Genomic DNA, 23,560 nt, shown 5'->3' with positions numbered 1-23,560 from the left:
ATTAAATATTAAATATGAAAGAGGAATAAAGAAATTATGTCTTTAAAAGCAGGAATTGTTGGATTACCTAATGTTGGAAAATCAACATTATTTAATGCCATTACCAATTCTAAAGTTGAAGCTGCAAATTATCCTTTCACAACGATTAATCCTAATGTTGGTATTGTTAAAGTACCCGATAGTAGACTTAATAAGTTGGAAGAAATTTTTCAACCTGAGAAAGTTATTGCTAATAATTTTGAGTTTACAGATATTGCGGGACTTGTTAAAGGGGCATCATTAGGCCATGGTTTAGGTAATAAGTTTTTAGGTCATATTCGTGAAGTTGATGCGATTTGTGAAGTTGTGCGTTGTTTTGATGATAGTAATGTTAATCATGTTGAAACTACGATTGATCCGATTAGAGATATTGAAATTATTAATTTAGAATTAATTTTAGCAGATTATGATATCGTTATTAAAATATTACAAAAATTAGAAAAACTTGTTAAAAATGATAAAAATCCAGTTTTACTGAAAGAAATTAATTTATTAAAGAAAATTAAAGAAGCGTTATTTGATGGTAAACCGATTCGGCGTTTAGAATTAACAGTTGAAGAAGTTAATTTGATTAAACATTATAGTTTTTTAACTAGTAAACCAATTTTGTATATTGCAAATATTAGTGAAAAAGATTTAGTGGATAAAACTAATAAGTGAGTTGAAAAAGTTAAGGATTATGCTATTGCTGAGAAATCACAAATTATTGTTATTTGTGCAAAAACAGAATTAGAAATTTCATCGTTAGAAGATAATGATAAAGAAGAGTTTTTAAAATCATTAAATTTAGAAACATCAGGCTTAGATCAGATGATTTCAAAAACATATCGCACATTAGGTTTATCAACATTTTTTACAGCTGGTAAGAAAGAAGTTCGTGCTTGAACATTTAAAAGTGGTATGGAAGCTGTTGAATGTGCTAGTATTATTCATACTGATATTTCTCGTGGTTTTATTAAATTAGAAGTTTATAGTTATGATGATTTAGTTAAATATGGTAGTGAGAATGCCGTTAAATTGTCAGGAAAGTTACGATTTGAAGGGAAAAATTATTTAGTTTCTGATGGTGATATTTGTTATTTCCGTTTTAATGTTTAAAGTCTTTAAGTTATTGAGCATTGGGCGCATAAAGTTTTGTTAGGTGGGTAAAGATTTGAATAATTTTGAAAGAAAAGCAACTAAAAATTTATTACCTTTTTACTTGAAAAATAATTAATAAGCTGAATTATACTTGTAAGTGCAAGTAAATAAAATTGCAAAAGATTTCATATAAAAATTTCATGATGCTAAGTTTATTTTAGAAAAAGTAAATTTAAGGAGTTTTTATATGGGATACAAACATCTTGGCATAGATGAAAGAATTTATATTGAGAATCAATTGAAATTTAAAGTAAAAATTAGTGAAATAGCTAAAAATCTTAATCGAAATATTAGTACTATTAATCGAGAAGTTAATAGAAATAAAGATAATAATCATTATTTTTCATTAATTGCACAAAATAAAGCAGAAAATAGAAAACAATTACATGTTTATTTTCATAAATTTGCCAAATTGTAAAGTTAAGTGCAACTAAAAAAGTTACATTAATTTTGATTCATTATTTCATAAAGACTAATAGTTAAAGCATTAGCAACATTCAAAGATTCTACTCCATTTGATGTTGGAATATAAAAATTATCATCAATCAATGGTCATAAATGAGGATTTATTCCTTTACCCTCATTACCAAATAATAATGCTACTTGACTATTAAATTTTACATCTCGCAAACGATTATTAGCTTCTTTAAATACTGTACCATAAACTTTAAAACCTTTATCTTTTACACTAGCAATAATAAGTTCCAAATTAGTTTTAATAATATTTAAATGAAATATCGCCCCCATTGAAGTCCGAATTACTTTATCATTATAAATATCAACACTATCATTACTAATATATAATGTTTGAACATTAAAGGCAACACAACTACGAATGATGTTTCCTAAATTAGTCGGATCTTGAATCTTATCTAACATGACAACTAAATTTTTATCAACTTCATAGTTATCTAAAAAACTACAAACACCAATAATTGGTTGTGGGTTAACAGTTGTAGATATTTTTTTAATAATTTGCTCATTAACAACAATTATATTACTAAAATCTTCTATTTTATTAGCAATATCTTGTGTTGTTAAAATCATTAATAACTTATTTTGTTTCTTAGCCTCTTCAATTAAGTGAAACCCTTCAATAAGAAACTGTTCCTTTTCTTTACGATACTTGCTCTCTTTTAACTTGACTAAATCCTTAATTAATGAATTATCTATTGAATTAATTATTATCATAACAAAAATTCTTTCTAAAATTAATGGTGCCCAAGATCGGACTCGAACCGATACGGATTAACCGATGGTTTTTGAGACCATTGTGTCTACCATTCCACCACTTGGACCTTATTTTTTTAATTATATAGTATTTTACTAAAAAATCAATATTTTCCGCAAGAAAATCGCCTATTACTTAATAATAACAGGCAATCAATTAACTATTCTCAATTTTCAGTTTTATTATTTGTTAATACTTCAATTTCAAACGAAGCATAAGAATTTCTTACTTTAATAATTCGGAAAATATAGTTATTATATTGAAATTCTGGACTTTTCTTAGTAATTTTTGCTTCACCGCTAATTTCACGATATCATTCATTTAATGACTTAGCATTTGTTACCGGTACTGATTCATTTAAAGTTTGAAATAACTTTTTTAACTTAATTGTTCCTACTACTTGAAATTTATGATGTCCAATTTCATAAATTTTTCCTGTTGCATCATGCTCATCATAAATTTCGCCAACTAATTCTTCAATTAAATCCTCCATTGTAATAATACCAATAAAATCTTTTTTAGTTTTACTACTTGTTACAATTGCTAAATGCATCTTACTCTTTTGCATTTTTTCTAAGGCAACACTTAATTTGGTATTTTTAGACAAAAATAACGGTTTTTGCAAAAGCGCTGGTATCGTTAATGATTCATCATCAAGAGTATTAATAATAATATCTTTAACATTAAGAATTCCCTTAACAACTTTAGTATTAGAATTTATTACAGGTACTCTAGTAAACCTCTTTTGCCGATATAAAGTCTTAATATCACTAATAGAACTATTGTAATTAATTGTTATTACTTTATCTCTTGGCTGCATTGCCACTTTAACAGTTTTTTCATCAAACATAATTGCTGAAGTAATTAAATGACGCTCTTGTTTTTCCAAAACACCTTCATTTTCAATAGTTTTTACAAGCTCTAATAACTCTCTTTCTGTTGTTGAAGGATGCTCTGATTTTAATTTAATTTTTGAAAACATATAAGCTAATGGGTAAAAAATTAACCGCACCACAACAATCACTCATGAACAACTAATAGCTAACCTTTCAGGAATTCATCGCGCAATATTTTTAGGAATAATTTCTCCAAATAGCAATACAATCACTAAAGAAAACATTGTTGATATTATTAATGATCAATATGTTGGTAAACTCAATTGATTATCAAAAAAGAAAGTAACAAATGTCGCTAAAGCAATGTTAACTAAATTATTAGCGATTAACAGCGTTGTAATCGTAATACTATAATCTTTAACTAAAAGATATACTCTTTTAGCTTTTTTTGCCTGTCTTTTATTAGTTTTTGCTAAATTTTTAATCCTAATAATATTAATTGAGGTTAATGCTGTTTCCATTGCTGAAAAAAAAGCACTTAAAAATAATAAAATAAATATTGTTGGTGCTAACCAAGATAATGTAATTTGTCAACTCATATTAAAAACAAGCCAATCATCAATTTCCACTAATTATTAATTCCTCCTAAAAGATAGTTTCTTTAAATATTAAATATGGATTATAATTATAACATAAAAAATCCATTGATATTAACTAATTCTTAATATAAGTCGCGTTTAGTTTTCTTAGGTATTTTTTAAAAAAGAAAAAATAGTCATTGCCAAATTGTAAAGTTAAGTGCAACTAAATTATTTTTCGCCAATCGAATATTTGGTTAGAAAAATAATTTAGTTGCACTTAACTTTACAATTTGGCATTCATTAATTAATTCCTCTTTTTTCTAAAAGATTAGATCTTAAATATTTTTTATTCACTACTTTTACTCCTAGTTTTAATTTCTAAATCCGCAATAATATCATTTTTAGTAAAAGGATTTTGCGGGTCATATATTCAATTATTATCAAAAAATCTTGTTATTTGTTCATTTCCATTATTACCAATAGTTATTGAATGAAAACGATTATGATTATTATGAAGTTCTTGAATTTGATTAACTAGTTTTGATGATAAATCAATTGTTAAAAAATCACTAATAATTAATACATCAGCATTTTGATATTTTTTATGATTCATCACATTAATAGTTTGAACAATAGCAAGAGTTATATTCGTACTACTATGAAATGAATGTGATAAAAATTTAACTAAAGTTTTTAATGATGATTTAACTGTCGTTAAATCAAATACTTCTAACGAATCAGAAAAATTAATCATATAACAATCTCGCCTTTGTTTTAAAGCAAGTTTAACAATTGCTAAACTTAATGCCTTAGCAATATATTCCGGTTCACCACGCATTGAAGCTGAAGTATCAATACACAAAATAAATGGTCCATCAGTTTCTGGAAGTGGATGATTACTTTTTACTTTTGTTATTGTTTCAATAGTAACTACATCATTAGAAATAAATTCAAATGTTGATAATTTTTTTTCAACCAATTTTTTATAAAAAATTGGTTGTAAATTAGGAATATTTAAGTGAACTAGTTCCATTGGTAATAAATGTTCTAAATCAGCACTTTCGGTAACCCCAATAATTTCTTCTGGTCATTTACTAGCAGGACGAATTTCATATTCAATATTAATCTTTTCAGTAATTACCGCTTCTAATTTATCAGATTGCTCTTTTAATCGTCCTAATAATTTAGCAATTGTCATAATTGCCGGATCAGACTGCAAAAAATTTGCCAATTTTTGTAATTGTGTTAAATCTAACTTTTCAAGTTCTTTAACATTACCATCTCAAAAACGACCAAAAAAATTTCAAATAAATCCATATAAACGACGAAATTTTTTAACAACTTCAATGCGGTCATATACTTCGCGTAAATATTTTTTTCTTAATTCATTAATTGATGCTAATTTAAAATCAATAACTCGCTTTATTAATAATTGTTCTCAATTATTAATAAAATTTTGAAAAATAAGTTGTAAATCTTTTGTTTTATCATTCAAAAGATAATGATAGTAATTCATTTTCATTACAAATGGTGATAACACTTTTTCTAAAGTAAAATATACTTTTTTATAATTATCTTTTAAACCTTTAATGCCATTTTCACGAATTCAATAATATAAATAAATTTCTTGTTTAATGTTAACCGATAATGATTGAGAAATAATTTTTGATTCAATTTGACTCGCATAAAAATGATTAATCTCATCATCAAATGCTGTTGCCAATCATTTAAAATTAGTTTTAAAAGTTTGAAATGATGTTATATTTTTATCAACTTCTTTTAATCGTAAAATTTGCTTTTTTAATTCTAAATCAATAGCATTTTCTAAAAACTTTATCATTTGTAACAACTCTTTTTCTTATGAATCAATTTGTAAAATATCAAATTTTTCTTCATCAATAGTTTCTAAATCATTAAAAGCAACATCTAGAATCATTTTATACTGTTCATCAAAAAATATTGCTGATAAAGAACATAAACGGTCTTTTTCATTTTTAAAATCTTTTGTTAAATTTTTAATTTCTTTTTCCGTTTTATCAACCTCTTTTGTTATTTTTGTAACTTGATTTAAAATTGATTCTAAATCTTCAATTTCAATCGGATAAACATTTTTTTTGCTATCAATTAACTTATTATCGGTATGATAAGATAAATTAACTTTAATATGACGATTTAATTGATTTAAGGTTTTCCCAAAAGATAATTTAACAATTTCAAAACCATCAAAATTTTTTCTAATTTTTTGATAATCAGTTAATGAAAGAAAACAAATCGGCAAATCTTTATTTGTTACTAATAAGCGATGATAATTACCAACTAATTGACCTTTAAAAGGATTAGTATATACTGAAAACTTAATATTTTCTAATTGAACTTTATTTAATTGTTCATTTAATTTATCTAATCGATTTTCTAGTTGTTCTTGTTTTTCTTTTAACTCATATGTTAATGCATTAGTATAAACCTCATAAAATAAACTAGCATATTCTTTTTGTTGTTCTACTGTATCTCAAATACAATGAACAATAATAATTCAATCTGGTTTATCAGTTTCAAGACGAGCATTAAAAAAAGCTGATGCTTTCATCAAAAAAGCAATCTTATTTCAACGACGATCAGAAATATATACTTTACCTGCAGTTACTAAATATAATTTTTTCCGGAACCGAGAAATAAACTTTAATGATAAATCTGATAATTTTACTTTAGCAATTTCTTGTAACCAAGTATTATACTCACTATTAGTAATTTGTAATTGTTCATCAACAATAACATCTAATTTAGTTGCTGATTCAATCATAGCATTAAAATTTTCTTCATTAGCAATACCGTGAACCACATAACGAATAATAAAGCGATCAAATAATGCTTCTAATCCTTGATTAACTTCTGGCAATTCATTTGATGCTGATATTAATAATTTTAATGGTACCTTATAGTCCTTCCCCGCATTACGAAATATTTTTTCATTAATAATCGTTAACAATGTATTTTGAATTGAAGGGCCAGCTTTTCAAATTTCATCCAAAAATACAATATCCGCACTTGGCAAATAATTTGTTGTTAACCGCCGATAAATACCATTTTGTAAATCAGTTATTGAAATTGGTCCAAAAATTTCTTCTGGCGTTGAAAAACGATTCATTAAATTCTCAAAAACATTGGCTTGGCAAAATAAATATTTCATTCGTCGTGAAACTAACGACTTAGCTACGCCTGGTTTTCCCAAAAGAAAAATTGATTCACCAGTTAACATTGCCAATGTTGCCAATTTAAAAACATTTTCTTTCTCAAAAATACCAACTGATGCTTGTTGCATTAACTTTAAAATTCGTTGCCTAAGTTCTGTATTTGCCATTATTTTTCTTCTCCTTTTTATTCAACACTTATTTGTTGTTTAATATCATCAGCTTTGACAATTAACACCGCAGCACCAACAATTCATATTACTACTAAAATAAAAATCATTGTTAAATAAATTGCTAAATTAATCGCGACAAATTTAAAACTAGAAAAAACTACTAAAGCCATCACAATAAAAACCATCATTATTAAAAAATAAAAAACAGCAAAAATAATATATGCCACCGCTCAACCAAAAATAGTGCCCGCACGCCGACAAACGGCCATAGGAATAAAATATAATAATGAATATAATGCCGATAAAGTTAAAAAAATTATTCCAATTGTTTTATCAAATGATACTTCTAAATCTGTAATAAATTGAAAATTTAATTGATCAGCTAATAATAAAATTGATTGCCCAAGAATATCACGACCAAAAAAATACGAAATAACTACTAAACAAATTTGTGCGAAAATAATTAAAATCCGAGCACCTCTTTCCGATTTCGAATCTCAATACATTTTTCGTTGCGACAAACTATTTTGTAGCGGATTAACATATTGAAATCGTTGTTTATCTAATTCATTTAATTTCTCAGATGGCGCTGAAGCATTATATTCTTGTTCTAGTTTATCAAATTCTGGGAATTGTTCACTAAAACTAAATATTTTTTTTTCTTTTGACACCATTATTTAACTTCTCCTTTATTCATTTTTAAATTCGCAACATTGTCAGTCTCAGATTCAAAAATAATAATTTCTTGTGGTTGAAACTTCAATTTTACTTCTAATTGCTGATCATTAACAGTTAATAGGATTGTTCCTAAAAAACTTGGTGGTAAACTAGGGTTATTATCAATTTGTTTTCTTCCTTCATATTTAGGTAATTCCTTAATATTAAAATTAATATTTGTTTTTGATAAATTAATTTGTAAGTTTCTTAGTTTAATATACAATAAATTTTGTTTATTAAAGCTAAAATTATCTAACTGCTTTAAACTACTAATATATTGTGTATTATAGTATACCTTAAATTCAAGTTGATTTTGAAAATCTTGATAAATATAATTAACATCATAATTACAAATTTCAAGAAAATGATTATTTATAAAATTATTTAAATTAAAAAAACTAGGGAAATTTTTAACATATTTTTGGATTAATGTTTTTACATCAATATTATTTATCTCATAAGTAAATAAAGATCTTTTATTTAAAATTATCGGTTTTGGATGTTCATCAGTATATATAACTATTTGATATAAATAATTAATTTTTAAATTATACCAATAGTTATTATGACTAAGATTAACAACACCATAACTATTCATATTATGTCTAACTGGCAAAAATTTCAGATACTTAATTTCCTTTGCCTCATAAAAAAACTTTAAACCATCTTTTTTAATATTTAATTTATCTAAGAATTCCTTTCTTAAACTATAATTAAATGAAGATAAACTATTAACTAGTGATCGTTCATTAAATTCTTTAACAATTGAATTTGCTAAATCTTTTGTTAAAAAATTTTGTTCATTAGATTTTTCAGCAACAAAAAATTTATGTTCTTTACCAAATAAGAAAATATTGTCAATTTCTTTTGAAAAATTAATACAATCTTTATTATAGGGATTATATTCAAATACCCAATCATAAGCTTTAAAAATAGTAAAACCAATACTACTAATAATAATTAAAATTGAAAAAGAAATTGATAATTTTAAATAAAAATTATTACTAATCGTTATTTTTTTCTTTTGTGATTTTTTAACTTTTTTTGTCATTATTTTACTCCAATTTTATTTTATTATCATTTTTATATTCAAAAGATAACTTTAAAATTTTTTGATATTTTATTTCCTTAAATAAACAAATGGTACTAACTTCTAAAATAAGAAAATTTAAATTAAAAATAATAAAACTAGTTAATAATCATTGTGGTCAATAATTATTTAATAAACTAATCGTAAAAACTATTAAAAAATAAATTATTCATAAAACAGCAATTATGATGACTCATATTTTCAAAAAATTTTCTTCTTTAACTTTTAACATTACAATAAGCGTAATTAATGTTAAAACTGCTGTCAAACCACAACTACTTAGTCCTAAATAATATGAATTTTTAAAAAAATTTCTATCCGCTATTAAACCAATAATAAATTTATCAATTTGCAAATTTTGTCCTCAACCAAAACCAATGAAATAACTTAAGCATAAAAATAAAACAACATTAATAATTATTAATAACCGCAATGTTATTTCTCTTTTAGTATTTCATCAAACTTTTAATGTTGGTTTTTTTATTAATTTAAAACTCACTTATATCACCACTTTTCATCATCTTTTATAACATTTTAAATTTAATGTTCAAAATAATATTTAAAGAAAATAACTTTCAATAATTGCTTTTTCTAAATCACGCGACAGATTTTTCACTTTCCTTAATAACAATAGCGCTCCGCTTATTAATAAAATAAACCCCACAATACTTAAAATAATACTATTATTTAGTCCGATATTATAAATTCTTAAATAAATACTAAATGCAAAAATAAGACAAAAAATAATAATACCAGTTAAAATAAACACAATTGACCAACTTTTAATACTAGCAATAGTTTTGCACACTAATAATGGAATAATAAAAAATAATGACGATAATAACGCCATAATCGTTGAAAAAATAAATATTATGGAAATAATAATCATTCTAACTGTTATTGTGACTTCACTATTAAAATCTAAAAATCATTTCGCATAATTAATAGCATTTAAAAAAATAGTAACAATAAATAAAACCTGACTTAAAATTAATATTAATCGTGCCATTATTTCTAAAAATGAACCATAGTAAATTCTTGTGGCATTAATATCTTGCTTTAAAGTAATAATGCGATTATTACTTTGATCTAATCGTTTTTTACCTAATTCATAAATATCATTACTTTCATTTAAATCATTTCTATTTAACATTTTTAACCATTCTTTCATTATTTAATAACACAATATTTTTAGCAACAACACTAACAATAATTTCTCTAAGCAAAAAAACTAATTCCCATTAAAATAATTTCTTCATCATTAAACCCAATAATATTCACAGTATATTTGTAGGCATTAAAATTAATCTGCTTAATTTCAATAATGTTTAACTTCCTTTTTAAATTTAATAAATTAAGATAATGATTTTCCGATAATATTGGTAAACTAACATCATCAATAATATTAAATTTTTTATTAGTTACAAGATAATTATAAAGATAATTATAAATTCCTTTTTTTACTCTATCTTTTCAATTATCATTTAAAAATTCTCAATCTTGAATTTTCTCTAAAACAAGTTTTGGAAATGAAATAGCAAAAGCAATATATTCAGCAATAGTTTTGTTGCGCTTCTGTTTCAATCGATTCGTTGAACTAATTAATAATTTCTGACTAGCAACTTTATTAGTATAATGATTAGTTATAATAAAAGGCTGAATTGGCAATTGCTCATAGGATTCATATAACTTATCAAGTTTAATATTAGTACTAATAAAATAAATATAAATTACTAAATCAGAATAATAAATTTTATTTTCTTCAATAAGAACTTGTGATGCATCATATAACTTTTCTCTAAAAGTATCTCAATCATTAATACTAGCACACTCATTAAGACATTGTGTAGTAATTATTGGTTTAATCTTAATATCATTATCAAACTCAATTGGATTTGCAAAAATAAAATCTCTTAATGAATCATTTACTTCGCGATAAATTTCTTTTCCTAATACTTTATCAGTAAACAATACCCGTTCACTAGTTAAATAACCAGTAGTAGCATTAGTTATATTATTTTGAGAAATTTGCTCTCTAGACCCTTGAAATGAATAAAAGTCAAAATAATTTTTATAAAACACATTTGTATTAATAATTTTTAAATTAAACGATAGTGAAAAAATATTAGCATTAACAACTTCATAAATATCAGGCCGATTAATCTCATATCTTTCAATATCTTTAACTAACACTTTTTTTATTTTCACATCATCTTGAATAAAACTATTATCAATTTCTTTACTATTTTCAGCAGTAAGATATTTATAACGATAATCAAATTTTTTATAAGTTTTATTATTTGTCTGTAAAAATTTATTATTTTGAACATAATTTTTAAAATATTCTAATACTAAATTCTCTAATTCAATAAGCCGTAAACTTTTAAACTTATCATAGTTTTTAACATTAATTTTAGCACCATCTAAAAGTAACCTATCATTAACAATCCCCGGTGCTGAACCATCATCAGGAATTGGTTTAACAGTTAACCCTTCACCATCATCAGGATTAAGAATTTTAGGACTAATATCGGGAATTTTTTTATTATTAGTATCTTCTAAACTAATAGCATTGGTAAAAACACTAACCATATCTAATGTTAATAAATATACACCTGGAATAATTATCGCAATAACTGTAAAAGTTAAAATTAATCCTAATCATAATTTATTTTTACTAGCAATAGTTACTTTTTTAGTAATCTTATTAATATTTTTTCAATGGTTAGAATTTTTTTTAATCAATATCATTTTCTCCTTTCAAAAATTATTAATAGTTTTTAATTTTATTCAACATTTACTTTTTAATTTTATATTTTTTATCAATTTAATGCAAATAATAACAAAATAAAATTATCCATTTTTATTTATTTAATAAATAAGAAATTGGAAAGTAAAAACATTCTAAATAATTTTAATTATTTAAAATTACTAAATAATCTATTTAATTAATTAAAATATGCTCTTAATTTTATTATGACATAAAAAAATAATATTTTTTTAAAAGCCAAATTGTAAAGTTAAGTGCAACTAAATTATTTTTCTAACCAAATATTCGATTGGCGAAAGATAATTTAGTATTTTTCTTGGTCTTTGGTTTAAAGACAATATAAATTTATGAACTGCATTTTTAGTAGTGTTTGAAAAATTAAATTTTTTAGGAAATTTTTCTCTAATTAAACCATTAGTATTTTCATTAGTACCTCTTTGTCAAGGTGAATATGCATCAGCAAAATAAATTTTCACATTTAAATTTTTTTCAAGTTGTTGTCAATTAGCAAATTCTTTACCCCTATCAAATGTTATAGTCTTAACAAGATTATTTGGAAGAATTGATAAATAATGACTAATATTTTTGTTAATAACTTTAGTAGTTCTATTTTCAACTAATATTGCTAAAGTAAATCTTGATGTTCTTTCAACTAAAGTTATTAAACATGATTTACTTTTACCTCGTGATGATACTACAGTATCACCTTCTCAATGGCCAAGAGTTATACGATTATTAACATTTCGTTCTTTAATGGATTTACCATTAAATTTACCCCGATTTTCTTGAGATTTTCGTTTCTTACCTTTTCTTCTTAAATTTTTACTAGTAACTTTTTCAAGTAATCCAGAATAAATTCAATTGTAAATTGTTTTAAAACTAATAATTCATTCTTGATGAAAATTTTTAATTCTGCCATAAATTTGTTCAGGCGATCAACCTAATAATAATTTTTGTTGTACATATTTTACTAATTCTCTATTTTTAAATTTATGAAAATAAACATGTAATTGTTTTCTATTTTCTGCTTTATTTTGTGCAATTAATGAAAAATAATGATTATTATCTTTATTTCTATTAACTTCTCGATTAATAGTACTAATATTTCGATTAAGATTTTTAGCTATTTCACTAATTTTTACTTTAAATTTCAATTGATTCTCAATATAAATTCTTTCATCTATGCCAAGATGTTTGTATCCCATATAAAAACTCCTTAAATTTACTTTTTCTAAAATAAACTTAGCATCATGAAATTTTTATATGAAATCTTTTGCAATTTTATTTACTTGCACTTACAAGTATAATTCAGCAAAAATATTATTTTTCATTTTTATTATGTTGAAAAATTTCCTTTAAAATAGTTGCTGTTGAAGCAATAGTTGCTAATTCTGATGGTACCACAATTTTAACAGCATTACCATCAGCAACTTTTTCAAATGATTTAAAAGCTTCCAAAGCAATATATTCCTTTGCTGGTTGAGCATCATTAATTAACTTAATCGCTTCTGCTTTAGCATTAGCATCTAATTCTACAGCTCTTGCTTTACCTTCTGCTTTCATAATTTCTGATTGTTTAATTCCTTCAGCTTCTAAAATTTTTGATTGCCGAAAACCTTCTGCTTTTAAAATTGATTCGCGTTTTTCTCGTTCAGCTCGCATTTGCTTTTCCATTGCTTCAATAATACTATGTGGTGGAATAATATTTTTAACTTCAACACGAATAACTTTAACGCCCCATGCATCACTAGCTTCATCTAAAATAATTCTTAATTTATTATTAATTTTTTCTCGTGATGTTAAGGTTTCATCTAACTCTAATTCACCAATAACATTTCTTAAAGTCGTTGCCGATAAATTTTCAATCGCACGATAAGGGTCTTCAGCCCCATAAGCAAATAATTTAGCATCAGTTACTTGAAAGAAAATTACCGTATCAATTTTCATGATTACATTATCCTTAGTAATAGAATCTTGTGGTGGAAAATCCATAACTTGTTCTTTTAAATTAACATCGCGAACAACACGATCAATAAACGGAATTTTAAAATGTAAACCAGATGTTCATGTTTTAAAATATTTTCCTAACCTTTCAATAACATATTGATGAGATTGCGGAACAATGCGAATTGAAAGTCCTAATGTAACTAAGGTAATAATCATTATTAATGCTAAAACAATTATTACTGCGATACCAATGATATTCATTTATTTTTTCTCCGTTTCATTTGTAACTAATAATTTAATACCTTTAATAGCAATAACTTTAACATATTGTTCTACTTTTAAAGGTTCATTATCATTAGAAGTTATTGTCCATAATTTACCCTCTGCTTTTGCTTCACCATTAAGGCCTTCCTCATCAAATGTTTTAATAACCTTTATTGTCTGACCAATTAATAAATCAACATTAGTTTTTGTTATTTGAATTTTTTTCATTGTTTTACTAATTAATGGTTTTAAACTAAGCAAACAAATAACACTAATAACAGCAAAAACAAAAATTTGTCAATAAAATGGAATTTGAAAGGCAGCACTAAATAAACTTGCCATCGCACCAATAGAAAATCAAATTGATGTTAAGTCCAATGATACTAGTTCAAAAACCAAAAATAAAATTGCAATTATTAATCATCCCACCATAAAGATAATATTTATAATTTCCATATTTAGTTTCCTCCATTTGCTTTTCTATAATTTGAATTATATCATTATTTTTAAAAATCTATAATTATAAGGTACCTAATTATTACTAATAAATATTTTTACTATTAAATACCAGTATTTTAGTTATCATATGCTGAATTATACTTGTAAGTGCAAGTAAATAAAATTGCAAAAGATTTCATATAAAAATTTCATGATGCTAAGTTTATTTTAGAAAAAGTAAATTTAAGGAGTTTTTATATGGGATACAAACATCTTGGCATAGATGAAAGAATTTATATTGAGAATCAATTGAAATTTAAAGTAAAAATTAGTGAAATAGCTAAAAATCTTAATCGAAGTATTAGTACTATTAATCGAGAAGTTAATAGAAATAAAGATAATAATCATTATTTTTCATTAATTGCACAAAATAAAGCAGAAAATAGAAAACAATTACATGTTTATTTTCATAAATTTAAAAATAGAGAATTAGTAAAATATGTACAACAAAAATTATTATTAGGTTGATCGCCTGAACAAATTTATGGCAGAATTAAAAATTTTCATCAAGAATGAATTATTAGTTTTAAAACAATTTACAATTGAATTTATTCTGGATTACTTGAAAAGGTTACTAGTAAAAATTTAAGAAGAAAAGGTAAGAAACGAAAATCTCAAGAAAATCGGGGTAAATTTAATGGTAAATCCATTAAAGAACGAAATGTTAATAATCGCATAACTCTTGACCATTGAGAAGGTGATACTGTAGTATCATCACAAGGTAAAAGTAAATCATGTTTAATAACTTTAGTTGAAAGAACATCAAGATTTACTTTAGCAATATTAGTTGAAAATAGAACTACTAAAGTTATTAACAAAAATATTAGTCATTATTTATCAATTCTTCCAAATAATCTTGTTAAGACTATAACATTTGATAGGGGTAAAGAATTTGCTAATTGACAACAACTTGAAAAAAATTTAAATGTGAAAATTTATTTTGCTGATGCATATTCACCTTGACAAAGAGGTACTAATGAAAATACTAATGGTTTAATTAGAGAAAAATTTCCTAAAAAATTTAATTTTTCAAACACTAATAAAAATGCAGTTCATAAATTTATATTGTCTTTAAACCAAAGACCAAGAAAAATACTAAATTATCTTTCGCCAATCGAATATTTGGTTAGAAAAATAATTTAGTTGCACTTAACTTTACAATTTGGCATATATATATATATATATATAACAAGAAAATAATAACTTTATGTTATAATGGTTTTGATTTTATTTTTATAGAGGTGAATTAAATGCAATTTAAAAAAATATTGAGTATTAAAAGCAGTTTTATTTTAACAATATTACCTATAATATCTGTTACTGCGTGTAATAGCAATTATGATGAAATAATATTAAAAATTAAAAATAAAGAAACATTTATTGGTTATATTGGATCAGAAAATTGTCCAGGATGTCAAACATTATCAAAACAATGAGATCTTTGAATGCAAGAAAAAGATTGAGACAAAGATATTTTGGATTTAAAAAATAAAAATTTAAAAATTAATCGCTATGCTTTTGTTAGTGATTATGACTTTAAAGGTGCTAATGATAATACTTGAAATAAAACTTTTTTTGAAACTAAGTGAGTTAAGAATACTTTTGAATGATTAAAAAAATCACAAAAAAACTTATGAGCAACCAACGAAAACATTAAGAACGGCTTTGACCCAGATTATCTCCCTGGAAATGGTATTCCCACAATATTTTTTGTTAAAAATGGTGAATATCGCTGATTTATTAATAAATGAGGTGACGCTGTTGATGGTATTGATGATATGTTAACTAGCAACAGCGACTTTAAGCAAAAACCAGCATATAATCGTAGTACTTTAACACGACTAGTTCGTGACTTTATAATTAATGATTTTAAAGATTTTTATACATTAAATTAAACAAAAAGCTGGTAATTCAATTACCAGCTTTTTAATTTTGTAAATAATCTTTACCTTTCTGAATTTCATTTAAAGATAAATCTAAATAATCTAATTGCCGTAAAACCTCATAACTTACAGTACAAACAACATTAGCGACATTAAGACTGCGAGTATTAATATACTCATTGGTAAATGAAAACATTGATTCAAATGCTCTTGTAATATCGTTTTTGGAATAACCGACGATTCTTTACCAAATACTAAATATATTGGTGTTTCACTTTCTGTAAAATCAATGGCACTAGGTGGTTTTTGACCATATCGTGTAGAAAAAAATAAGTTAGCATGAGGATTTTTACTAAGAAAACTATTTCAATCTTCATCACTTTCATATTGTAAAAATTCAAAATAGTTAGCAGATGAGCCAATAATAAAACGATCATTTAAAAAGAACCCTAATGGTTCACATTAATAGCAACACAAGTTCGCATAATCGAACCAACATTACCAGCAATTTCTGGTTCATATAAAACAATGTTAATTTTAGTATTCATTATTATCTTCCTTATTTATTCAATTAACCATCTTTTGGATTGCTATAGCACGATGTGATATTTGATTTTTTTCTTGTGCTGTTATTTCACCTAGCGTTTTTTTATATTCTGGTAAATAAAATATAGCATCATAACCAAAACCATAATTACCTTGGCGTTCACTATGAATTAAACCATTTAACGAACCGACAAACACTTTTTCAATATTTTTAGTAACATCAACAAAAGCAAGAGCACAAACATACCGACAATCTCGGAATTTAATATTCATCATCTTTTCTAAAATAACATTAGATGCTTGCATAAAACCATCAGTAGTATCCATCCAACGCGCCGAATAAATTCCCGGAAAATTATCTAATGCTAATATTTCTAATCCAGAATCATCACCTAAGACTGGTTTTTGTAATAATTTGCTTAAAGTTCTTGCCTTAATTAAAGCATTTTCAATAAATGTCGCTCCTGTTTCTTCAATATCTTCAATTTCTCAGTACCCAGAAACTGCTTAATGTCTAAAAGTGTCTTTAAATCGTATTTTTGCCCTAATATGTTTTGAAATTCTTCTAACTTATTAGCATTAGGTAGTTGCTAAAAATAATTGTTTTATCATTAATACTCAATACCCTTCCGAGCCCAAATATTCTTTTCTGAATAATGTCTTGTTGGCGTTACCTCACTAATTAAATCAGCAATTGATTGTAATTTTTCTGGACAATATCTTCCTGAAAGGGCAACTTCAATATTCTTAGCTTTATTTTCTAATGCTAACACTAATTCATCTTCATAAATTAATTGATTTTGTAAACAACCTAAAATCTCATCAACAACAATTAAATCAATATTAGAATTTTTTAAACTTGCTACTAAAACTTCAAAACCTTTTCTTGTTTCAGCTTTTAACTCTTGTTTTTCTTCAACATTCATTTCTCAAAAAAATTTTTTTGATGAATGATAAAAATCAAGAATTGTTAAATTAGTATGCTTTTCAAAAAATATTAATTCACCTGTAGGACGATTTTTTAAAAAACGAAAATATACTACATTTCAATTATTTCCTAAGGCTCTAATTGTCATTCCATTTAAAATACTAGTTTTACCTTTACCTTCACCACAGTAAATATGAAGATATCCTTGTTCTTGATTCATTACTTAACCTCCAGATAATATAATATATTTATTCATTGTCATTATATAATAAAATTAATTACTTGGGAGGTATGATATGAAAATAAATTGAACTAAAGCAAAATTAACAAAATATGGTTTAACAAATATTAATTATTCTTATTTAGATTATATTATTCGTAAATCACAACCATTTTGTGATATTTTCTTAGACCATAAAACTGAACAACTAGTTTTACCATTAGTTAAAAATGTTAATGTTCCGGTTATTGATTATTTTCAAAATGATAAATATTTCTTTTATTAGCCAAATTGTAAAGTTAAGTGCAACTAAATTATTTTTCTAACCAAATATTCGATTGGCGAAAGATAATTTAGTATTTTTCTTGGTCTTTGGTTTAAAGACAATATAAATTTATGAACTGCATTTTTAGTAGTGTTTGAAAAATTAAATTTTTTAGGAAATTTTTCTCTAATTAAACCATTAGTATTTTCATTAGTACCTCTTTGTCAAGGTGAATATGCATCAGCAAAATAAATTTTCACATTTAAATTTTTTTCAAGTTGTTGTCAATTAGCAAATTCTTTACCCCTATCAAATGTTATAGTCTTAACAAGATTATTTGGAAGAATTGATAAATAATGACTAATATTTTTGTTAATAACTTTAGTAGTTCTATTTTCAACTAATATTGCTAAAGTAAATCTTGATGTTCTTTCAACTAAAGTTATTAAACATGATTTACTTTTACCTCGTGATGATACTACAGTATCACCTTCTCAATGGCCAAGAGTTATGCGATTATTAACATTTCGTTCTTTAATGGATTTACCATTAAATTTACCCCGATTTTCTTGAGATTTTCGTTTCTTACCTTTTCTTCTTAAATTTTTACTAGTAACCTTTTCAAGTAATCCAGAATAAATTCAATTGTAAATTGTTTTAAAACTAATAATTCATTCTTGATGAAAATTTTTAATTCTGCCATAAATTTGTTCAGGCGATCAACCTAATAATAATTTTTGTTGTACATATTTTACTAATTCTCTATTTTTAAATTTATGAAAATAAACATGTAATTGTTTTCTATTTTCTGCTTTATTTTGTGCAATTAATGAAAAATAATGATTATTATCTTTATTTCTATTAACTTCTCGATTAATAGTACTAATACTTCGATTAAGATTTTTAGCTATTTCACTAATTTTTACTTTAAATTTCAATTGATTCTCAATATAAATTCTTTCATTTATGCCAAGATGTTTGTATCCCATATAAAAATTCCTTAAATTTACTTTTTCTAAAATAAACTTAGCATCATGAAATTTTTATATGAAATCTTTTGCAATTTTATTTACTTGCACTTACAAGTATAATTCAGCATTACTAAACATATTAAAGATGCTTTAAATTTAACGCAAATTAAAATAACTCCTTCATTAGTTAAGAAAATTGCTCATCTTATTAAAGATTTACATCAAATAGAAATTCCTACAACTATTAAAACTTGAAACTGAAAATCACAATTAGAACTATTTAAAGGACTTGTAAATACTTCCCAACAAAATTTAACTAGTGATGAACAAAAAATAATTAATTTTTTTACTAACTATGAACCCCAAGAATTAAAACTTTGCCATAATGACTTAGTTCCTGGCAATATTTTAATTACTAAGCAACAAATTTATATTATTGACTATGAATATGCAATGAAAAACGACCCCTTATTTGATATTGCTTCTTTTATTAGCGAAACTATTTATCGTAATAACAATTTAATTAATCATTTTTTACACGAATTTAGTTTAACAATAACTGATGTTAAAATAAATACGAAGAGTTACAAAAAGGTTGAACAAATGACTTAATTATTTATTTAGTTATTATTCTTTATAAAAATAATTTGTAATTGTCATCACAATAATTGTCATCACTAAAGTTCCTAAAATAGCTAATGAGATGGCAATAATAAAGCGTCAAAAAACTGATAATAATCATAAACTAGTTAAATATAACACAACAAATTCTAACATCACAATAATACTATAAATAAACTGTTCTTGTTGATGATAACCACATAAAAAAAAAACTAATGTTGTAATAAAAGCATATAGTAGCATTCCCATTCCAATTAAAAACATATATCCAAAAGCAATACTATCTTTAAAATTCAATTTTAATAAATTTAATTGCGGATCTAAAAGTAATCAAATCATCAACCCAGGGATTAGTGCTTGCCACAAAACAAAAAAAATACTTCTTAACTTATTATCACTTCGCATCTTTTCACTACTTAACATCACTATTTCCTCACTCTCATGAATTATACAACAAAAAACTAGACTTTTAGAAGTCTAGTTTTATTTATCTAATGGAGCGAGTGATGGGAATCGAACCCACACAATCAGCTTGGAAGGCTGAAGTTCTGCCATTAAACTACACTCGCATAATGTAAGTTCATTACAAAATATATCACATTTAAAAATAAGAAGCAATAAGTTTTACTAAAAAATCTGTAGAAACCATATACATATGACAAGATTTTGGTTTCTACAAACTTGCTGTTAATTAATAAATAAATACGAGCTCATTTATTTATTACAAGAAATATAAGGTTAAATTAATATTTATTATTTTTAATTATGCTTTGTATTTTTTTGTGTCTTGTTGTTGATAAACTAAGTTTTTTAGTAAACGAAGTTTACTAACAAGTTATGTTAATTTAGTTTAAAGAAAGAGTTTAAAGAGAAATATATTGAACTAAGTTAAAAGACTAAGTTAAATATAACTAAGTTAATATAACTAAATATTGTAAGGGTGGTATGTATATGAGAAATATTGAAAATATTTTTTTAAATACTGAAAAATATCTTTTGAAAGAAACGCAAAATGCAGTACTTATTAAAGCACCAGCAATTCCCTGATTGTATGAACCTACTGGTATTTGGTTTTCAAAACGATTTGTTTATAAAGGAAAATATGAGAATTCTATTTGTATCGGAATAATTAAAGATTGTGAGTATCAGTTGGTTTTAGTTAATAATAAGAAAGGTCAAGAATCTAGTTTGATTTTAGGTCATGAGTTGTTAGGTTTTTTTTGTTGCGGAGAAAGAGATTGCTAAAAAGGATGTAAGTTTTAATTATTTTAAAAATTCATTTTAAAGGTGTTTTAAGGCATTTTAAGAATAGAGGTAAAGAAAAAAAAATAGTTTAAAAAAATTTAGGTTGGTTTTTAAGGTGTTTAAACGGTGCGGAAAGCGTATGCTCCGCCTGTTAATTATCAATGTTAGTTTGAGTTATTTAACTAAGTTATTGCATTTTTTGATTTAATGTAGTAAAAAAATAATTTTGGAGTTTAAAAAATGAAAATGTGAGTTAATGTGGATGAGCCCGGTAAAGATTATTGTCAAGAGTTTATATATTTTATTAATAAAAAAACCGGATTAGAAGAAAAATTTTGAGCGTCTAAATCTGCAGCTGAATCTGTTAGAACTGATTTAGTTGGTGATAATTGACTTTGTGTTGATTTTGTTGAACATAATTATTTAAAAAAATAAATTAATTAAAAAATTAAGGAGAAAAGAAAAATGAGTATTTTCGGATTAGTGTTTTTTACGATTTTAACATTATTACTAGCATACTATATTGCGGTTAATATTTATCGGTTTTTTAAAGATAAAAAGAAATATGGTAGCGAGGCAAAACAGTTGCCAAAAGATTTTACTTATTCACAACGAATATTTATTGCAAAGTTTAAACGAAATTTGTTAGAACAAGATGAAAAAGAAATTAAAAAGTAGGTTTAGAAAATGTTTAAAAAAATAATTATTGAATTAATTGAATTAATTTATCCAACTGTTGATTTACCACCCCAAGTTGTATTTTTGTTTTCAATTTTAATAATTGTAATGCTCTTCTCAGCAATTATTTTTCTACTCTTTTGACCTTTTAAGCGGTAATTATTATGTTTTTAGTTGCTTGAAAAGATTTAGATTGAGAAATGACAAAATTGTATTTTTGGGATTTATTTATTCAAATTAAAGTTATTCCGGCATGAGTTTCTGGTAACGAGATTGATTTAACTCAAAAAATACTTTGACTTTTAATAGCAAATATTGCCTTTTGAATGGTGTTAGTATTCATTGTCTTATTTATGGTTATTTTATTTTATAAGGTTAAATCATATTTTGTTTAGAAAGGGGGTGATTATATGTTTGAAACTTTCTTAGCCGATATACCAGTAAAAATTACTGGTGAACAAGCGGTTACTAACTTATGAAAAGCATTAATTACAGCGTTCGGTAATATTTGAACTGATATTATTGGTGGTAATATGCCAAATGTTGTTAATTTCTTTGCTACATATTGAGTTTTCTTGCTTGGCGTGATTATTGGTTTATTTTTAATTGCTTTCAAAATGTTTGAAAAATTAATGCCCGGCAGATAGTAATAAAAATAAAGAAAGTGTGATTTAAGTGATGCTATTGTTTAAAAAAATAAATTTAAGATTATATGATTTTGTGGCTTTAAATCGCACTTTATTTATTATTGCGTGATTCTATGGTGCGATTTTGCATTATTATAATCCTCAAAGTTGAAGAATGTTATTTGATGTTATTTACTTATTAATTGCTTTGTATATTCTATATACTAAAATTTCTCATTTTTTTGCTCGTCGTAGTTTTATTAATTTCTTATTAAATTCACCCTTAAATTTAGTAATTGGTGCCTTAGGAACTGGAAAAACTGCTTTAATGGTTTTAGCTTCTTACTTATTAAGTGGTTGAAAAACGATTTCTACTTTTCCGATTACGGATAAACAAATGCTTTCATTAGGGCATATGTCTTTATTAGATTATAATTATCCGATATTAGAAGAAAAGCATTTACTGTTATGAGATGAAACCAACTTATTTTTAGAAGGAACTGACTATAAAGAAAATGATAGAGTAACTCAAGGTTTACAAGAATATTTCGCTTCGGCTCGACAATTTACCCATATTGTATTAGCAAGCGGACAACGAGCCGAACATATATGAGTTAAAGTTCGTGATATTGCGAATTCAATAATTGTTGGCATTAGAAAAAAACCAGTTAGTATCTCTCGTCCTTATTTACAAGTTATTTACGGCACTTTTAAATCGGTAAGCGAATACGAACAATGACGATTAACGCTAATTAATGCTAAAAATGATAAAAAAGGTCGCAAAATCAAGTATCGTAGCATTCCGGAATTAGACATTTATTTCTTTAAATTGAAAATTCCGATGTCAATTTTAAACCTTTATGATAATAAATATTTATCATTCTTGCGTGAATTAAGTAATCGTGCTTTGAATGATAATTATCAGCATAAATTTTGAAATGATAATGTGATGGATATTGAAGCGTTAGAATATTTAAAAATGGAAAAATTTAGTAAGATACTTACTAAGTTAAAAAATAATCTGAAGAAGAAAAATAAGTAAAGGAGTTTAAAAAATGGAAAACTTAGAAAAAATGGCTAGTTTGATTGGTGATATGTTTTAT

Annotated in this window: 28 protein-coding genes, 2 tRNA genes and 1 pseudogene; 12 read left to right on the top strand and 19 right to left on the bottom strand. The window is 24.6% G+C overall.

Annotation, left to right across the window (positions count from 1 at the left end; all coding sequences use genetic code 4):
- The first annotated feature begins 36 nt into the window (after positions 1-36).
- Together ychF and AAHN02_RS05570 are read left to right on the top strand one after the other, a co-directional pair.
- On the top strand, positions 37-1,137 hold the full coding sequence (gene ychF, locus AAHN02_RS05575) for a redox-regulated ATPase YchF (RefSeq protein ID WP_342277609.1): 1,101 nt from the start codon (positions 37-39) through the stop codon (positions 1,135-1,137).
- Between the two features lie 229 nt (positions 1,138-1,366).
- Positions 1,367-1,597: a helix-turn-helix domain-containing protein gene (locus AAHN02_RS05570; protein ID WP_342277608.1), complete on the top strand. Its 231-nt coding sequence runs from the start codon at positions 1,367-1,369 to the stop codon at positions 1,595-1,597.
- Positions 1,598-1,623: 26 nt separating this feature from the next.
- Here AAHN02_RS05570 and AAHN02_RS05565 read toward each other — a convergent pair whose 3' ends face one another.
- The 13 genes from AAHN02_RS05565 to AAHN02_RS05505 form a co-directional block, all read right to left on the bottom strand.
- Complete coding sequence (locus AAHN02_RS05565) at positions 1,624-2,370, bottom strand: RNA methyltransferase (protein ID WP_342277607.1); 747 nt, start codon at positions 2,368-2,370, stop codon at positions 1,624-1,626.
- 24 nt (positions 2,371-2,394) lie between these two features.
- Positions 2,395-2,477, bottom strand: a tRNA-Leu gene (locus AAHN02_RS05560).
- 93 nt (positions 2,478-2,570) lie between these two features.
- The gene (locus tag AAHN02_RS05555) at positions 2,571-3,875 is read right to left on the bottom strand and encodes a hemolysin family protein (RefSeq protein WP_342277606.1); all 1,305 of its coding nucleotides are present in this window, start codon (positions 3,873-3,875) and stop codon (positions 2,571-2,573) included.
- 298 nt (positions 3,876-4,173) lie between these two features.
- Positions 4,174-5,667: a VWA domain-containing protein gene (locus AAHN02_RS05550; protein WP_342277605.1), complete on the bottom strand. Its 1,494-nt coding sequence runs from the start codon at positions 5,665-5,667 to the stop codon at positions 4,174-4,176.
- 18 nt (positions 5,668-5,685) lie between these two features.
- Entirely contained in the window at positions 5,686-7,185 is a 1,500-nt protein-coding gene (locus AAHN02_RS05545) for an AAA family ATPase (protein ID WP_342277604.1), read from the bottom strand.
- 17 nt (positions 7,186-7,202) lie between these two features.
- Positions 7,203-7,862 (bottom strand): hypothetical protein, encoded by a 660-nt coding sequence (locus AAHN02_RS05540; protein ID WP_342277603.1) that lies wholly within the window; start codon positions 7,860-7,862, stop codon positions 7,203-7,205.
- Positions 7,862-8,956, bottom strand: coding sequence for a hypothetical protein (locus AAHN02_RS05535; protein ID WP_342277602.1), 1,095 nt, complete (start codon positions 8,954-8,956; stop codon positions 7,862-7,864). The genes AAHN02_RS05540 and AAHN02_RS05535 overlap by 1 nt, the downstream gene beginning before the upstream one ends.
- A gap of 4 nt (positions 8,957-8,960) precedes the next feature.
- A complete protein-coding gene (locus AAHN02_RS05530) occupies positions 8,961-9,494 on the bottom strand; it encodes a hypothetical protein (RefSeq protein ID WP_338967184.1) in 534 nt (177 codons plus the stop codon).
- A 60-nt stretch (positions 9,495-9,554) separates the two neighbouring features.
- Positions 9,555-10,166, bottom strand: coding sequence for a hypothetical protein (locus AAHN02_RS05525; RefSeq protein WP_342277601.1), 612 nt, complete (start codon positions 10,164-10,166; stop codon positions 9,555-9,557).
- A gap of 47 nt (positions 10,167-10,213) precedes the next feature.
- Positions 10,214-11,740 carry a hypothetical protein gene (locus AAHN02_RS05520; RefSeq protein WP_342277600.1) on the bottom strand — a complete coding sequence of 509 codons (1,527 nt, stop codon included), beginning with the start codon at positions 11,738-11,740 and terminating at the stop codon, positions 10,214-10,216.
- 285 nt (positions 11,741-12,025) lie between these two features.
- Positions 12,026-12,970 carry an IS30 family transposase gene (locus AAHN02_RS05515; RefSeq protein WP_342277599.1) on the bottom strand — a complete coding sequence of 315 codons (945 nt, stop codon included), beginning with the start codon at positions 12,968-12,970 and terminating at the stop codon, positions 12,026-12,028.
- A gap of 115 nt (positions 12,971-13,085) precedes the next feature.
- Positions 13,086-13,973, bottom strand: coding sequence for an SPFH domain-containing protein (locus AAHN02_RS05510; RefSeq protein ID WP_342277598.1), 888 nt, complete (start codon positions 13,971-13,973; stop codon positions 13,086-13,088).
- Positions 13,974-14,432: an NfeD family protein gene (locus AAHN02_RS05505; RefSeq protein WP_342277597.1), complete on the bottom strand. Its 459-nt coding sequence runs from the start codon at positions 14,430-14,432 to the stop codon at positions 13,974-13,976.
- Positions 14,433-14,672: 240 nt separating this feature from the next.
- Between AAHN02_RS05505 and AAHN02_RS05500 the strand changes: the two genes are divergently transcribed.
- Positions 14,673-15,617 (top strand): IS30 family transposase, encoded by a 945-nt coding sequence (locus AAHN02_RS05500; protein WP_342277596.1) that lies wholly within the window; start codon positions 14,673-14,675, stop codon positions 15,615-15,617.
- Positions 15,618-15,724: 107 nt separating this feature from the next.
- Positions 15,725-16,369: a hypothetical protein gene (locus AAHN02_RS05495; protein WP_342277595.1), complete on the top strand. Its 645-nt coding sequence runs from the start codon at positions 15,725-15,727 to the stop codon at positions 16,367-16,369.
- 31 nt (positions 16,370-16,400) lie between these two features.
- Here AAHN02_RS05495 and AAHN02_RS06445 read toward each other — a convergent pair.
- From AAHN02_RS06445 to AAHN02_RS05480, 3 genes and pseudogenes are all read right to left on the bottom strand, one after another.
- A pseudogene (locus tag AAHN02_RS06445) lies at positions 16,401-16,905 on the bottom strand (TrmH family RNA methyltransferase).
- Entirely contained in the window at positions 16,895-17,341 is a 447-nt protein-coding gene (locus AAHN02_RS05485; RefSeq protein WP_342190169.1) for a non-canonical purine NTP pyrophosphatase, read from the bottom strand. The pseudogene AAHN02_RS06445 and the gene AAHN02_RS05485 overlap by 11 nt, the downstream one beginning before the upstream one ends.
- Positions 17,342-17,514: 173 nt before the next feature.
- Complete coding sequence (locus AAHN02_RS05480) at positions 17,515-18,051, bottom strand: cob(I)yrinic acid a,c-diamide adenosyltransferase (protein WP_342189477.1); 537 nt, start codon at positions 18,049-18,051, stop codon at positions 17,515-17,517.
- Positions 18,052-18,127: 76 nt separating this feature from the next.
- Between AAHN02_RS05480 and AAHN02_RS05475 the strand changes: the two genes are divergently transcribed.
- Positions 18,128-18,337, top strand: a complete 210-nt coding sequence (locus AAHN02_RS05475; RefSeq protein WP_342277594.1) for a hypothetical protein — start codon at positions 18,128-18,130, stop codon at positions 18,335-18,337.
- A 23-nt stretch (positions 18,338-18,360) separates the two neighbouring features.
- Here the strand turns inward: AAHN02_RS05475 and AAHN02_RS05470 are convergent, their stop codons facing one another.
- Positions 18,361-19,305 (bottom strand): IS30 family transposase, encoded by a 945-nt coding sequence (locus AAHN02_RS05470; RefSeq protein ID WP_342277593.1) that lies wholly within the window; start codon positions 19,303-19,305, stop codon positions 18,361-18,363.
- 108 nt (positions 19,306-19,413) lie between these two features.
- Here AAHN02_RS05470 and AAHN02_RS06440 point away from each other — a divergent pair, with 108 nt between their 5' ends.
- Positions 19,414-19,899: a phosphotransferase gene (locus AAHN02_RS06440; protein WP_425289514.1), complete on the top strand. Its 486-nt coding sequence runs from the start codon at positions 19,414-19,416 to the stop codon at positions 19,897-19,899.
- Positions 19,900-19,914: 15 nt separating this feature from the next.
- Here AAHN02_RS06440 and AAHN02_RS05465 read toward each other — a convergent pair whose 3' ends face one another.
- Both AAHN02_RS05465 and AAHN02_RS05460 read right to left on the bottom strand, forming a co-directional pair.
- Entirely contained in the window at positions 19,915-20,331 is a 417-nt protein-coding gene (locus AAHN02_RS05465) for a DxFTY motif-containing membrane protein (protein WP_342277592.1), read from the bottom strand.
- A 72-nt stretch (positions 20,332-20,403) separates the two neighbouring features.
- A tRNA-Gly gene (locus AAHN02_RS05460) sits at positions 20,404-20,477 on the bottom strand.
- A 382-nt stretch (positions 20,478-20,859) separates the two neighbouring features.
- On the opposite strand from AAHN02_RS05460, the gene AAHN02_RS05455 reads away from it, so the two are divergent.
- The 6 genes from AAHN02_RS05455 (at position 20,860) to AAHN02_RS05430 (ending at position 23,499) form a co-directional block, all read left to right on the top strand.
- A complete protein-coding gene (locus AAHN02_RS05455) occupies positions 20,860-21,153 on the top strand; it encodes a hypothetical protein (RefSeq protein ID WP_342277591.1) in 294 nt (97 codons plus the stop codon).
- Positions 21,154-21,393: 240 nt separating this feature from the next.
- On the top strand, positions 21,394-21,588 hold the full coding sequence (locus AAHN02_RS05450) for a hypothetical protein (protein ID WP_342277311.1): 195 nt from the start codon (positions 21,394-21,396) through the stop codon (positions 21,586-21,588).
- A gap of 30 nt (positions 21,589-21,618) precedes the next feature.
- Complete coding sequence (locus tag AAHN02_RS05445; protein WP_215825617.1) at positions 21,619-21,831, top strand: hypothetical protein; 213 nt, start codon at positions 21,619-21,621, stop codon at positions 21,829-21,831.
- A gap of 164 nt (positions 21,832-21,995) precedes the next feature.
- Positions 21,996-22,226: a hypothetical protein gene (locus AAHN02_RS05440; protein WP_342277582.1), complete on the top strand. Its 231-nt coding sequence runs from the start codon at positions 21,996-21,998 to the stop codon at positions 22,224-22,226.
- A 15-nt stretch (positions 22,227-22,241) separates the two neighbouring features.
- Complete coding sequence (locus AAHN02_RS05435; protein WP_342277590.1) at positions 22,242-22,478, top strand: hypothetical protein; 237 nt, start codon at positions 22,242-22,244, stop codon at positions 22,476-22,478.
- Positions 22,479-22,509: 31 nt separating this feature from the next.
- Positions 22,510-23,499 (top strand): hypothetical protein, encoded by a 990-nt coding sequence (locus AAHN02_RS05430; RefSeq protein ID WP_342277589.1) that lies wholly within the window; start codon positions 22,510-22,512, stop codon positions 23,497-23,499.
- The last annotated feature ends 61 nt before the right edge of the window (positions 23,500-23,560 follow it).

This window comes from Spiroplasma endosymbiont of Nephrotoma flavescens (assembly GCF_964030835.1).
In the GTDB taxonomy this organism is placed as follows: domain Bacteria; phylum Bacillota_I; class Bacilli_A; order Mycoplasmatales; family Nriv7; genus Nriv7.
The sequence above is the reverse complement of the archived record's forward strand: the minus strand, read 5'-3'. Positions and strand labels throughout refer to the sequence as shown.